Source organism: Bradyrhizobium sp. AUGA SZCCT0158 (assembly GCF_018130065.1).
In the GTDB taxonomy this organism is placed as follows: domain Bacteria; phylum Pseudomonadota; class Alphaproteobacteria; order Rhizobiales; family Xanthobacteraceae; genus Bradyrhizobium.
The window spans coordinates 34825-47080 of record NZ_JAFCME010000019.1; the positions used below are offsets into that span (position 1 = coordinate 34825).

General features: G+C 63.4%; 12 protein-coding genes. 3 read left to right on the top strand and 9 right to left on the bottom strand.

Annotated features, from left to right (window positions below; translation table 11 throughout):
* Window positions 1-8: 8 nt before the first annotated feature.
* The 4 genes from JQ574_RS24885 to JQ574_RS24900 all read right to left on the bottom strand — a co-directional run bounded on the left by JQ574_RS24885 (window position 9) and on the right by JQ574_RS24900 (window position 3389).
* A complete protein-coding gene (locus JQ574_RS24885) occupies window positions 9-518 on the bottom strand; it encodes an OsmC family protein (RefSeq protein ID WP_192736401.1) in 510 nt (169 codons plus the stop codon).
* Between the two features lie 66 nt (window positions 519-584).
* Window positions 585-1370, bottom strand: a complete 786-nt coding sequence (locus tag JQ574_RS24890) for an ABC transporter ATP-binding protein (protein WP_212207130.1) — start codon at window positions 1368-1370, stop codon at window positions 585-587.
* A complete protein-coding gene (locus JQ574_RS24895) occupies window positions 1370-2227 on the bottom strand; it encodes an ABC transporter permease (RefSeq protein WP_212207129.1) in 858 nt (285 codons plus the stop codon). The genes JQ574_RS24890 and JQ574_RS24895 overlap by 1 nt, the downstream gene beginning before the upstream one ends.
* A 187-nt stretch (window positions 2228-2414) precedes the next feature.
* Complete coding sequence (locus tag JQ574_RS24900; protein WP_212207128.1) at window positions 2415-3389, bottom strand: aliphatic sulfonate ABC transporter substrate-binding protein; 975 nt, start codon at window positions 3387-3389, stop codon at window positions 2415-2417.
* A gap of 197 nt (window positions 3390-3586) precedes the next feature.
* Here JQ574_RS24900 and JQ574_RS24905 point away from each other — a divergent pair, with 197 nt between their 5' ends.
* Entirely contained in the window at window positions 3587-6382 is a 2796-nt protein-coding gene (locus JQ574_RS24905) for a [protein-PII] uridylyltransferase (RefSeq protein ID WP_212207127.1), read from the top strand.
* Between the two features lie 15 nt (window positions 6383-6397).
* Here JQ574_RS24905 and JQ574_RS24910 read toward each other — a convergent pair whose 3' ends face one another.
* The 4 genes from JQ574_RS24910 to JQ574_RS24930 form a co-directional block, all read right to left on the bottom strand.
* The gene (locus tag JQ574_RS24910; RefSeq protein ID WP_211995512.1) at window positions 6398-6802 is read right to left on the bottom strand and encodes a nuclear transport factor 2 family protein; all 405 of its coding nucleotides are present in this window, start codon (window positions 6800-6802) and stop codon (window positions 6398-6400) included.
* Window positions 6803-6983: 181 nt separating this feature from the next.
* Complete coding sequence (locus tag JQ574_RS24915; RefSeq protein ID WP_212207126.1) at window positions 6984-7511, bottom strand: methylated-DNA--[protein]-cysteine S-methyltransferase; 528 nt, start codon at window positions 7509-7511, stop codon at window positions 6984-6986.
* Window positions 7492-8991 carry an AlkA N-terminal domain-containing protein gene (locus JQ574_RS35740; protein WP_312017834.1) on the bottom strand — a complete coding sequence of 500 codons (1500 nt, stop codon included), beginning with the start codon at window positions 8989-8991 and terminating at the stop codon, window positions 7492-7494. The genes JQ574_RS24915 and JQ574_RS35740 overlap by 20 nt, the downstream gene beginning before the upstream one ends.
* Before the next feature lie 58 nt (window positions 8992-9049).
* Window positions 9050-9523 (bottom strand): PaaI family thioesterase, encoded by a 474-nt coding sequence (locus tag JQ574_RS24930; protein ID WP_212383973.1) that lies wholly within the window; start codon window positions 9521-9523, stop codon window positions 9050-9052.
* 175 nt (window positions 9524-9698) lie between these two features.
* Between JQ574_RS24930 and JQ574_RS24935 the strand changes: the two genes are divergently transcribed.
* Both JQ574_RS24935 and JQ574_RS24940 read left to right on the top strand, forming a co-directional pair.
* Window positions 9699-10061 (top strand): DUF1304 domain-containing protein, encoded by a 363-nt coding sequence (locus tag JQ574_RS24935; RefSeq protein WP_212207179.1) that lies wholly within the window; start codon window positions 9699-9701, stop codon window positions 10059-10061.
* Between the two features lie 289 nt (window positions 10062-10350).
* Window positions 10351-11577 (top strand): ABC transporter substrate-binding protein, encoded by a 1227-nt coding sequence (locus tag JQ574_RS24940; protein WP_212207124.1) that lies wholly within the window; start codon window positions 10351-10353, stop codon window positions 11575-11577.
* Window positions 11578-11783: 206 nt separating this feature from the next.
* On the opposite strand, the gene JQ574_RS24945 is transcribed toward JQ574_RS24940, so the two are convergent.
* Window positions 11784-12206 carry a DUF1330 domain-containing protein gene (locus tag JQ574_RS24945; RefSeq protein ID WP_212207123.1) on the bottom strand — a complete coding sequence of 141 codons (423 nt, stop codon included), beginning with the start codon at window positions 12204-12206 and terminating at the stop codon, window positions 11784-11786.
* Window positions 12207-12256: the final 50 nt, after the last annotated feature.

A 12256-nucleotide genomic window follows, 5' to 3' on the forward strand; every position in this document is an offset into this window, starting at 1 on the left:
CTGCAGACTCACACCCGCTTCATCGACACCGCGACCTTGGGGCCGTTCCGGATGGTCTGATAGACCACGCAATAGCGCTCGGTGAGCTTTAGCAGCAGATCGAGCTTGTCCTGTGGGGCGTCGGTTTCGACGTCGAAGCGCAGGCGGATTTCGGCGAAACCGACCGGGGCTTCCTTGTCGACGCCGAGCGTGCCGCGGAAATCGAGATCGCCCTCGGCGATGACATGGCCGCTCTTCAGCGGAATTTCGACCGCGGTCGCCACCGACTTCAGCGTCACGCCGGCGCAGGCGACCAGCGCTTCCAGCAGCATGTCGCCCGAACACAGTTCAAGCCCGGAACCGCCGGTGGCGGGATGCAGGCCTGCAACGGCCAGCGCGCGGCCGGTTTCGACCTTGCAGGTCAAGCCTTCATTGTCGATCGAGCCCTTGGCTTTGAGCGTAATGACAGCGGCTGAGGGATCGGACTTGTAACGCTCCTTGATCGGGGCCTGCATCGCACGGAGTTCGGCGGCGTCCATTTTTTTCTCCCGGATTTTTGTACATCCGGATTTAAAGCCTTATGGAGCCCAAGTCACCACCCAATGTCACCACCACATCGCCTCGCCGGTGGTCGATTTGGCATCGGCGTCAGGCACGTTGCGGTCGAGCGAGCGATCCAGCGCGGTCAGCACGCGGCGCTTGAAATTGTCGAAGTGCGGCGAATTGCGGTCGCGCGGCCGCGCCAGATTGACCTTGATCTCCTCGAACAGCCGCCCCGGCCGCGGCCGCATCACAAGCACGCGATCCGCCAGCACCACGGCCTCATCGACGTCATGCGTCACCAGCATGAGCGTTGGCCGCGTGTCGTTCCAGAGGTCGAGCAGATGGTCCTGCAGGTCGCGCCGCGTGAAGGCATCGAGCGCCGAAAACGGCTCGTCCAGCAGCAGCACTTCCGGCTGCGGCACCAGCGCGCGCGCGATCGCGACCCGCTGCGCCTGCCCGCCGGACAATTCGCGCGGCCAGGCGTTGGCCTTGTCCGCAAGGCCAACCCGATCCAATGCACGCGCGACCTTTTCGCGTCGCGCGGCGGCGGACAACTCAGAAAGGCCGAAGCCGATATTGTCGGCGACGCTCAGCCACGGCAGCAGCCGCGGCTCCTGGAAGATGATGCCGATTTTTGCGTGCGGAGCAGTAATTGCAATGTCGTCCAGGGTCACCGTGCCTGTGGTGGCGCGGTCGAGGCCGGCGATGGCGCGCAGCAAGGTCGACTTGCCGCAACCGGAGCCGCCGATGATGGCGACGATCTCGCCGAGCTTGATGTTGGCGGAAAACCGCTCCAGCGCGTGGACGCCGTTCGGATAGGTCTTGCCAACGCGATCGAGAGCGAGCATCAGGCCGCTCCGCTTTTGCCGCCGAATGCGTCCTGCCAGCGTAGCAGCGGCGCGGTGGCGATCTCGATCAGCCAGTCGGTGGTCTTGCCCAAGATGGCGAAGATCACGATCGCCGCGACGATCTGCGCCGGCTTGCCGAGCTGCTGGCCGTCGATCAGGAGATAGCCGAGTCCTTCGGAGGCGCCCATGAATTCGGCGGCGACGACGAACATCCAGCCGAGGCCAAGGCCGACGCGCAGCGCCACCACATAGGCCGGCAGCACCGCGGGCAACAGGATGCGGCGGATCATCGCCGGGCCACTGAGGCGGAAGGTGCGGCCGACCTCGACGATCTTGCGATCGACCGAGAGGATCGCGCCCATCACGCCGAGATAGACCGGGAAGAACACACCGACCGCGATCAGCGCGATTTTCGAGGTCTCGAAGATGCCGAGCCACAGGATGAACAGCGGCACCCAGGCGATCGATGGAATCGCGCGCAGCGCCTGCACGGTCGGATCGAGCAGCCGGCGCGCCAGCCCCCAATAGCCGGAGATCGCCCCGAACAATGTGCCGGCGACGACACCGAGGATGAAACCCGAGGCGACGCGGCTCAGCGTCGCGATGATATGGCGCGACAGCTCGCCGCTTTTGGCGAGTTCCACCATGGTGGCGAAGATTTTGGTCGGCGGCGGCACCAGCCGGCCGTTCGAGAGGCCCGCCCAGACCGCGATTTCCCAGGCCAGCGCGAGTCCCACCGGCAGCAGCAGCCCCAGCGCCGGCCCCGCATAGCGCCGCAGCCGCGCCGACGACGCCTTCGTCTCGGGCGTCGTCGCATCGGTCCGTTCCAGCGCTGGCAGTTCAACGGTCATGGCCATAGCAAGAACGCGTCTTTCGAGGGATTGCAAGGTGGCGGATGGCGACGTGTCACCATCCTTGCGTCGTCCCGACGAAGGCCGGGACCCATAACCACCGGCTCAAGAAAGGGACAAAGGCGGCGACCAACCGGGTGCAACAATTATCGCCGCGGCGTATGGGTCCCGGCCTTCGCCGGGACGACAATTATCAATTCGTCGGCAGCGGGATCCGATCATCGATCAGGGCATCCAGCGTCGCCTTGACGTCGACCGTGGCGGCGACGACACCGGCCTGCTGCAAAGCGAGGCCGGCGGCGAGGATGGACTCACGCTGCGGGGCGCCGATGCGGCTGTGGGTCAGTTCGGTGCGCTCCTTGAGCTGCTTGTCGACGACCGCATCCGGCAGCTTGGTGATGCCGATAAAGGTCTTCTTCAGGTCGTCGTAATTGGCCAGCGAATACTTGCGCGCCTCTTCATATACCGCGAGCACGCGGCGAACCGCGTCCGGATGGTCCTTCAGGAACTGCTCGCGTACATTGAGAATGCCCCAGGTGTTGGCGTCGGGCTTGCGGAAGAACAGTTTGGCGCCCTCCTCGACTTCGGCCTGCGCCATCATCGGATCGAGCCCCGCCCAGGCGTCGACGTCGCCGCGGATCAGCGCGGTCTTGCCGTCGGCGTGCTGCAGCAGCACCGGCGTGATGTCCTTTTCGGACAGGCCCGCGCCGAGCAGCGCGCGCACCAGGAAGATGTGCGGATCGGTGCCGCGCGTCACCGCGACGCGTTTGCCCTTGAGATCGGCAATGCCGGCGATCTTGGAATCTTTGCCGGTCACCAGCGCGGTCCATTCGGGGCGCGAATAGACATAGATCGACTTGATCGGATTACCGTTGATCTTGGCGACCAAAGCGGCCGAGCCCGCACTCGATCCGAAGTCGATCGATCCGGCGTTGAGAAATTCGAGCGCCTTGTTGGAACCGGCCGACTGCACCCAGACGACGTTGATGCCGTCCTTGGCGAACTCCTTTTCCAGCAGGCCCTTCTGCTTGAGGATCATCGACACCGGGTTGTAGGTCGCCCAGTCGATGCGAATTTCCTTGAGCGGGTCGGCGGCGAAGGCCGCACCGGGAAGCAAGGTCGAGGCTGCAATAACAGCAGCAAACGCGCGTCGTGAAATCCTGGACATTCCCTGGTCTCCTCATATCCCCAAAAACTGTCTTTTATTTCAATGAGTTAAACGGCGAGGTCAACCAGAAAATAGCTGCCGCGAAAGCTGCGCCCTGAGAACAGGTTTGTCCAAAGCAACGCGAATCCAGCATAGAACTACTGTTGCCTCACAATCATCCGTGACAGCGTCTGCGCCGTCCGATATCGGGATAGATCATGGACAGCGTTGTGACCGAGGACCGCCCGGTGGCGGATGACCGTTTTGATACCGCGCGGATCACCGCCGCGATCGATGCGCTAGCCGAAAAAAATGCCGGCCGCGAGGACGTGTTCCGCTCGGCGATGGCGCAACTGCTGAAGGCCGAGTTGATCGCGGCGCGAAAAACCGCGCAAGCCGTGTTGCTGAAGGACCGTCACGGCCGCCGCTGCGCCGAGCGGCTGTGCTTCGTGCAGGACGAAATCATCCGCATTCTCTATTCCGCCGCCACGCGGCACCTCTATCGCTCGCATGTCCGATCGGGCGAAGAGCGCATGTCTGTCGTCGCCACCGGCGGTTACGGCCGCGGCCTGATGGCGCCGGAATCCGACATCGATCTGCTGTTCATCCTGCCCTACAAGCAAACCGCCTGGGGCGAGCAGGTCGCCGAGGCCATTCTCTATTGCCTGTGGGACATGGGGCTGAAGGTCGGCCACGCCACGCGTTCGGTCGATGAATCGGTCCGGCAGGCGCGCGGCGACATGACGATCCGCACCGCCATCCTCGAGACCCGGTTCCTGACCGGCGACCGGCCGCTCTACGACGAACTGGTCGCGCGCTTCGACAAGAACGTGGTGCAGGGCACCGCCGCGGAGTTCGTCACCGCCAAGCTCGCCGAGCGGGAAGAACGCCATCGCCGCGGCGGTCAGTCGCGCTATCTGGTCGAACCCAACGTCAAGGACGGCAAGGGTGGCCTCCGCGACCTCCACACGCTGTTCTGGATCGCGAAATATGTCTATCGCGTGCGCGAGACCGATGAACTGGTCGAGCGCGGCGTGTTCGACGCGCAGGAATACCGCACCTTCCGCCGCTGCGCCGACTTCCTGTGGTCGGTGCGCTGCAATTTGCACTTCGTCTCCGGCCGCGCCGAAGAACGCCTGTCGTTCGACATGCAGCGCGAGATCGCGGTCCGCCTCGGCTATACCTCGCATCCCGGCATGCAGGATGTCGAGCGCTTCATGAAGCACTACTTCCTGGTCGCCAAAGACGTCGGCGACCTCACCGCGATCCTGTGCGCCAAGCTGGAGGACGAGCAGGCCAAGCCGGCGCCGGTGCTGAGCCGCGTCGTGGCGCGGTTCCGGCCCGGCATCAAGCGCCGCCGAGTGCCCGACTCTGACGATTTCATCATCGACAACAACCGCATCAATCTCGCCGCGCCCGACGTCTTCAAGCACGATCCGGTCAATCTGATCCGGATCTTCCGCCTCGCACAGAAGAACAACCTCGCCTTCCATCCCGACGCCATGCGCACGGTGACGCGCTCGCTGAAGCTGATCAACACCGGCTTAAGGGAAAATCCGGAAGCCAATCTTCTGTTCATGGAGATCCTGACGTCCGACAACGCCGAGACCGTGCTGCGGCGCATGAACGAGACCGGCGTGCTCGGTCACTTCATCCGCGCCTTCGGCAAGATCGTCTCGATGATGCAGTTCAACATGTACCACCATTACACGGTGGACGAGCATCTGATCCGCTGCGTCGGCTTCCTGCAGGACATCGAGCGCGGCGGCAACGACGAGTTCACCGTCGCCAGCGACCTGATGCGCAAAATCCGCCCCGAGCACCGCGCGGTGATCTACATCACCACGCTGCTGCACGACATCGCCAAGGGGCGGCCCGAGGACCATTCGATCGCCGGCGCCAAGGTGGCGCGGCGGCTGTGCCCGCGGCTCGGCTTCAACGCCGCCGATACCGAGACGGTAGCGTGGCTGATCGAAGAGCATCTGACCATGTCGACGGTGGCGCAGTCGCGCGACCTGTCGGACCGCAAGACGATCGAGAATTTCGCCGCCGTGGTGCAATCGGTCGAGCAGATGAAGCTCTTGACGATTCTCACCACCGCCGACATCCGTGGCGTCGGTCCCGGTGTCTGGAACGGCTGGAAGGCGCAATTGCTGCGCACGCTGTATTACGAAACCGAACCGGTGCTGACCGGCGGCTTCTCGGAAGTGAATCGCGCCCAGCGTATCGCGGTGGCGCAATCCGAATTCCGCGCCGCCTTCACCGAATGGCCGGAGCAGGAGCTCAACGCCTATATCGCGCGGCATTATCCGGCGTACTGGCTCAAGGTCGAACTGCCGCGCAAGATTCGCCACGCGCGTTTCCTGCGAGCCAGCGAACAGGCCGGCCACAAGCTTGCGATCAATGTCGGCTTCGACGAAGCGCGCGGCGTCACCGAGCTGACGATCCTGGCAACCGACCATCCCTGGCTGCTGTCGATCATCGCCGGCGCCTGCGCGTCGGCGGGCGCCAACATCGTCGACGCGCAGATCTACACCACCACCGACGGCCGCGCGCTCGACACCATCGCGATATCGAGGGAATACGACCGCGACGAAGACGAGGGACGCCGCGCCACGCGAATCGGCGAGATGATCGAGCAGGTGCTCGAGGGTAAATTGCGCCTGCCCGAAGTGGTGGCGCGCAAGGCGGCCGCGCGCGGCAAGGTGCGGCCCTTCGTGGTCGAGCCTGAGGTGACCATCAACAACCAGTGGTCGGACCGCTACACCGTGATCGAGGTGTCCGGCCTCGACCGCCCGGGCCTGCTGTACCAGCTGACGACGGCGATCTCGAAGCTCAACCTCAACATCGCCTCCGCCCATGTCGCGACCTTCGGCGAGCGCGCCCGCGACGTGTTCTACGTCACCGATCTGCTCGGTGCGCAGATCACCGCGCCGACGCGGCAGGCTGCGATCAAGAGCGCGCTGCTGCACCTGCTCGCAAGCGAGGACAACGCCGCCCAGCCGGCGGCGTAATCCGTCGCTCTTCTCTCAGAACTGCGTGATCGGCTCCAGCTTCTCGCCCTTGCGGAACGCGCGCAGCGGCGCGGTGTCGGTATAGACCCGCTCCTCGATGATCTTGCCATTCTTGATCCGGAACTTGTCGACGCCGCGCCATTCGAACCTTACGCCGTTGACGTTCCGCGTGGTCTGCCATTCGATGATCACTACGTCGCCGCGCGAGGTCCAGTCCAGCAATTGCCAGACGAAATCCGGCGCCGCCGCCGTCTGCACTTCCATCAGCCGGTCGAGTTCGTTGCCCGCCACGCGCCGGCCCACCAGCGGCGTATGCAGTGAGCCTTCGGGGTGCCAGAGATCGAGAAAGGCTTTTCCGTCCCGCGCCGCCCAGGCGGCGGCAAATCGCGTCACAAATTCCTGAATTTCTGCGTCCGTCATTGGTCGTCTCCGTGGTTGGAATGTGGGAGACGCTAGGGGCCGTGCATGAATCTGTCTGGCGGTTTACGGACGTGACATGTGAGGGCTGATCGGGTGGGCAAAGCGAAGCGTGCCCACCATTCACGACGACAACGCAAGATGGTGGGAACGGCGCAAGAGCGCCTTTGCCCACCCTACGTTCTCACTTTTTCAGCATTACCCCCTCATGCTCCAGCAACCACCGCTTCCGCTCAAGCCCACCGCCATACTTGACCAGCGCACCGTTGGCGCCGATCAGGCGATGACAGGGCACGACGACGCTGATCGGATTGGAGCCGTTGGCATGACCGACCGCACGCATGGCCTTTGGCGCGTTCAGCATCGCTGCCAGTGCGCCGTAGCTCATCGTTGTACCCGCCGGTATTTTCGGCAATGCGGTCCAGACCTTTTGCTGGAACGGCGTACCCGCGACGCGCCACTTGATTGCGTTGAGGCGATCGAGATCGCCTTTGAAATACGCCGTCAGCGCCGTCTTCAACTCTTTCGGTGACTGCGCCTCTTTCAGATCGACCGGACCATATTGCAGCCGCAGCAACTCCTTCATGCGCGGCCCGTGCTCTTCCCAATCCAGCGCACGCAGCAGACCGCCGGCATCGGTTACCAGCAACGCGGTTCCGATCGGCGTTTGCAGCCGGTCGAGATGGAAGGTTTCAGGCGGCTTCGCGCTCATCGATTTTTCCGGACAAGGCGGGATGCGGTACGCCCGCGGCCCACAGATGCAACGCCGCATAAGCGCGCCACGGCCGCCAGCGCTCGCTGCGAACAAGCAATTCCGCAGGCGACGGGCGGCGCCCTTCACTGTCGGTCATCGCGCGGAGTAAACCGATGTCGGCGGCGGGGAACGCATCGGGTTCGCGCAGTTCGCGCATGGCGATGTATTGCGCGGTCCATTCGCCGATTCCCGGCAGCGCCCTCAGTTTCACGATCGCATCCTCAAGGCTGGCGCCGCGGCTGAAGATCGCGGGATCGGCCGAGATCGCCTGCGCCAGCGAGGTCACCGCCATCGCCCGCGCACCTGATATCCCGAGCGTTGTCAGATCGGAACTCGCAATCCGCGCCGCAAAGGGAAACAGATGGCTGAGACCTTCGCTCTCCGTCATCGCAGGCGGCAGCGGCTCGCCAAAGGCCTGCACCAGTTTGCCGAGCAGTTTGGTCGCGGCAGGAACCGTGATCTGATGGCCGAAGATCGCCCGCACCGCGAGCTCAAAGCCGTCCCACGCCCCGGGGACGCGCAAGCCTGGCCGGGCCGCGACCAGCGGCGCCAGCACGGGATCGAGCGCGAGATGCGCTCCGATCGTATCGGGATCGGCGGCGAGATCGAACACCCGGCGCACCCGCGCGATGATCTGCGGCAAGACCGCCATGTCGGGAAAGCGAACGCGGACGTCGATCCGGTTCTTCGGCGCAGGCACGACGCTGATCACGCCGCACTTGCCGCCGATCGCAATCGTGCGGCGATAGCTATCGCCGGCGACGACCTCGACGCCGGGAATGGCGCGGGCGGCGAGGAACGACATCATCGCGTCCCAATCATAGGGCGGCCGATACGGAAGACGAACCGACAGCGCGCCGGCTTCACGCCTGGTCTTGTCGCGGGAACGCCGCAATGCGGCCGGCGGACGCCCGAACAGCTCCAGAAAGGTTTCGTTGAAGCGGCGCACGCTGTTGAAGCCGGACGCCAGGGCGACCTCGGCCATCGGCAACGACGTTTCGTGGATCAACTGCTTGGCAAGCAGCACCCGTCGGGTTTGGGCCACCGCGATCGGCGAAGCCCCGACATGCTGACGGAACAGCCGCCGCAATTGCCGCCCGCCGACGCCGAGCCGGCTGGCCAGGCTCTCGACATCATCGTCATCGAGCCCGCCGGATTCGATCAATGCCAGCGCGCGCGAAACCGTGTTGGAGCTGCCGCGCCAGAACGCGAGGTCAGGCGACACTTCCGGCCGGCAGCGCAGGCAGGGACGGAAGCCGGCCTCCTGGGCTGCGGCCGCCGAAGCATAGAACGACACGTTCTCGAATTTCGGGGTGCGCGCCGGACAGATCGGCCGGCAATAGATGCCGGTGGTTTTGACGCCGACAAAGAGCCGCCCGTCGAACCTGATATCCCGGGTCGAAATCGCGCGGTAGCAAGCGGTACGGTCCATATCCATCAGGAAATCATCCAATATCGTGCAGGGCATGTCCCGCGCTTTGCGCGCGGATACCCGCTCAGTTCTCGAAAATCAGGCAAGTCGTGGTGCCGTGCGCGAGCAAACGTCCCTTGCTATCCGTGATGCGTCCTTCCGCGGTGCCGACCCGCCGGCCGCTGCTGAGCACGATGCCCTCGGCCCTGATCGTGCCGGTCCCGGACGTAATCGGTCGCACCATCGAAATCTTGAACTCCAGCGTCGTCGAGCCCAGACCTTTCTCCAGGGTCGACTGAATGGCCAGCCCCATGCAGCTGTCGAGCAGCGTGGCCGAGAAGCCGCCATGCGCGGTGCCGGCCGGGTTGAGGTGGTCGTCACTCGGTTCGGCGGTGATGACCACGCGCCCGCTCGCGGCTTCGGTGACATCGTAGCCCAGTGTGCGCGCGATCGTGTTGAGGGGCAGCGTGCCATCGGCGAGCCCCTGGCCAAATTCCAGGCCACTCATTTCCTTGCGCCTGACGACACTGACGGTGCCGTATGTTCTGTCGGTACGCATTCCCATTGATTCTCCGCGCTGTCGCTCGATCGAAGCATCTGATATCGCGCCCCACCTGTCTCGCGGTTTTCGGACCTCATCATTTTCTGCGAAATATCGGCACGGCGCCGCACTTTTCACGCTGAGCGTGCTAGCGTCCACCCGAATTCCGCTGTCGGTTTTTGGGGACCGCCACATGATGCTTACCGCCAATTGTCTGGTCGCGGTGGTCGCCGCGCTGCATGTGTATTTTCTGGCGTTGGAGATGTTTCTTTGGGAAAAGCCGCTCGGCCTGAAGACTTTCCGCAATACTCCGGAGAAGGCGAAAGAGACGGCGGTACTGGCCGCCAATCAGGGCCTTTATAACGGCTTCCTCGCCGCCGGCCTCGTCTGGGGCCTGATCCATCCAAACCCGGGCTTCGCGTTCCAGATCAAGGCATTCTTCCTGCTCTGTGTGATCGTGGCAGGCGCTTACGGCGCCGCGACCGTCAGCCGCCGGATCTTGTATGTACAGGCGGCGCCCGCGGCGCTCGCATTGATCCTGCTCTGGTTGGCGTAAAGTGCATTTGCCGGCGGTGTCTTCGGTATCCCGTGCGGGTTCCAATTGCCCGCATCGTCTCATTCCCGAACGCGAGCAAGATTAGTGGATTCGTTTTGTGCAGTCCGCGTGGCTGCCTTCGGTTTAATCTCGATTGACCGGGACTTGCGATAGTCAGCCTTTTCGCAAGCTCGCCTTGCATTGCAGCATCCGTTCCGCCACTATTGCAACCAGCGATGGCGTCCACCGGGTCATATTAAGTCCCAAGACAAGATCATCGGCTCAATCAACACATGAGGAAACCAACAATATGAAGAATGGTATTTTCCATTTGGTCACCGGCACGGCGCTCGCGATCGCCCTGTCGGCTTCGTCGGCCTACGCGCAGAAGAAATACGACACCGGCGCGACCGACACCGAAATCAAGATCGGCCAGACCGTGCCGTTCTCGGGCGCCTATTCCGTCTATGCCAATATCGGCAAGACGCAGGCCGCCTACATGAAGATGATCAACGACCAGGGCGGCATCAACGGCCGCAAGGTCAACCTGATCCAGTATGACGACGCCTACAGCCCGCCGAAGACGGTCGAGCAGATCCGCAAGCTCGTCGAGAGCGATGAAGTCCTCCTCACTTTCCAGGTCATCGGAACCGCGGCGAACGCCGCCGTGCAAAAGTATCTCAACGGCAAGAAGGTGCCGCAACTGTTCGCCGCCACCGGCGCGTCGAAGTTCACCGATCCCAAGAACTTCCCCTGGACCATGGGCTACAACCCGAACTACTTCGTCGAGGGTCGCATCTACGGCACGTACATTCTGAAGGAACATCCGGATGCCAAGATCGGCATCCTCTACCAGAACGACGATCTGGGTAAGGACTATGTCAACGGCCTGAAGGCCGGTCTTGGCGACAAAGCGGCAAAGATGATTGTGGCCGAGGCTTCCTATGAAGTCTCCGACCCGACCATCGATTCGCAAGTGCTGAAGATCAAGGACGCCGGCGCGACCCTGTTCTACAGTGCCACGACGCCGAAGCAGGCGGCGCAGGCGATCCGGAAGATCCACGAACTCGCCTGGAAGCCGGTGCACATCCTCGACATCAACGCCAGTCCGGTCAGCGCCACGCTGCAGCCGGCGGGCCTCGAAGCGTCGAAGGGCGTGATCAGCGTTCAGTACGGCAAGGATCCGGCCGATCCGACCTGGAAGGGCGATCCGGGCCTGCAGAAGTATCTCGACTTCATGGCGAAGTACTTCCCGGAAGGCGACAAGATGAACACGGTCAATACCTATGGCTATTCGACCGCACAGCTGCTCGTGCAGGTGCTCAAACAGTGCGGCGACAACCTGACGCGTGAAAACGTGATGAAGCAGGCGGCCTCGTTGAAGGACGTCGTGCTCGACCTCGCCCTGCCGGGCATGAAGATCAACACCGGCCCCAACGATTACCGCGTCAACAAGCAGCTGCAGATGATGAAGTTCAATGGCGAGCGTTGGGAACTGTTCGGCCCGATCCTCGAGGACGCCGGCCCGGCGGGCTAGCCTCAACGTCCATCGATACGAACGATCGGCGGTCCCTCGGGGCCGCCGATTTGTTTTTTTAAGGGCAGTCGTCATTGCCGGGCTCGACCCGGCAATCCATCGTTCTTCATTTGAAGCTTCGCTTGATGGATGCGCGGGTCGTCTAGCGCGAAGACGCGCTTCGCGCTTCTGCCCGCGCATGACAAGTGGTGCAAACGGCGCCCCAGCTACGGGATCTCCCCAAACGTCTTGCCAACCGGCAACACGGCGTGCCGGATCAGCCGCGAATCCTCGACCGCGGCCTGGCGATGTTTCACCGCTTCCCGATAAACGGGGTCGCGGATCATCTCGGCGAAGGCGGCGACACTTGGATATTCGGCGATGAAGCAATGATCCCAGCGCTCTTCCGCCGGCCCGATCAGCATCAGTTCGAACCGCCCCTGCCAGACGATCCGCCCGCCGAGCCGTTCGAACACTGGCCCGCTTTCCCGTCCATACGCCGCATAGGCTTCCGCGCCTGACGCCTTGCGCCCGTCGGGATAGGCAGCTTGTTCCCGCAGACGAACCAGATTGAGCATGTGGATCGGCCCCGGCCGGTCGTTGGCCCGAAATTGCGCGAACACTTCCTTGGTCGGATCGATGTGGCCCATGGCGGGGTCTCCCTGCTGATTCTGCTCTCTTTTTTTGACGCGTTTTCTAC

What these genes read in the sequence shown, in the direction of transcription:
- JQ574_RS24885 (WP_192736401.1), bottom strand. Translation starts at nt 518, where the DNA reads ATGGACGCCGCCGAACTCCGTGCGATGCAGGCCCCGATCAAGGAGCGT.
- JQ574_RS24890 (WP_212207130.1), bottom strand. Translation starts at nt 1,370, where the DNA reads ATGCTCGCTCTCGATCGCGTTGGCAAGACCTATCCGAACGGCGTCCAC.
- JQ574_RS24895 (WP_212207129.1), bottom strand. Translation starts at nt 2,227, where the DNA reads ATGGCCATGACCGTTGAACTGCCAGCGCTGGAACGGACCGATGCGACG.
- JQ574_RS24900 (WP_212207128.1), bottom strand. Translation starts at nt 3,389, where the DNA reads ATGTCCAGGATTTCACGACGCGCGTTTGCTGCTGTTATTGCAGCCTCG.
- JQ574_RS24905 (WP_212207127.1), top strand. Translation starts at nt 3,587, where the DNA reads ATGGACAGCGTTGTGACCGAGGACCGCCCGGTGGCGGATGACCGTTTT.
- JQ574_RS24910 (WP_211995512.1), bottom strand. Translation starts at nt 6,802, where the DNA reads ATGACGGACGCAGAAATTCAGGAATTTGTGACGCGATTTGCCGCCGCC.
- JQ574_RS24915 (WP_212207126.1), bottom strand. Translation starts at nt 7,511, where the DNA reads ATGAGCGCGAAGCCGCCTGAAACCTTCCATCTCGACCGGCTGCAAACG.
- JQ574_RS35740 (WP_312017834.1), bottom strand. Translation starts at nt 8,991, where the DNA reads ATGGATATGGACCGTACCGCTTGCTACCGCGCGATTTCGACCCGGGAT.
- JQ574_RS24930 (WP_212383973.1), bottom strand. Translation starts at nt 9,523, where the DNA reads ATGCGTACCGACAGAACATACGGCACCGTCAGTGTCGTCAGGCGCAAG.
- JQ574_RS24935 (WP_212207179.1), top strand. Translation starts at nt 9,699, where the DNA reads ATGATGCTTACCGCCAATTGTCTGGTCGCGGTGGTCGCCGCGCTGCAT.
- JQ574_RS24940 (WP_212207124.1), top strand. Translation starts at nt 10,351, where the DNA reads ATGAAGAATGGTATTTTCCATTTGGTCACCGGCACGGCGCTCGCGATC.
- JQ574_RS24945 (WP_212207123.1), bottom strand. Translation starts at nt 12,206, where the DNA reads ATGGGCCACATCGATCCGACCAAGGAAGTGTTCGCGCAATTTCGGGCC.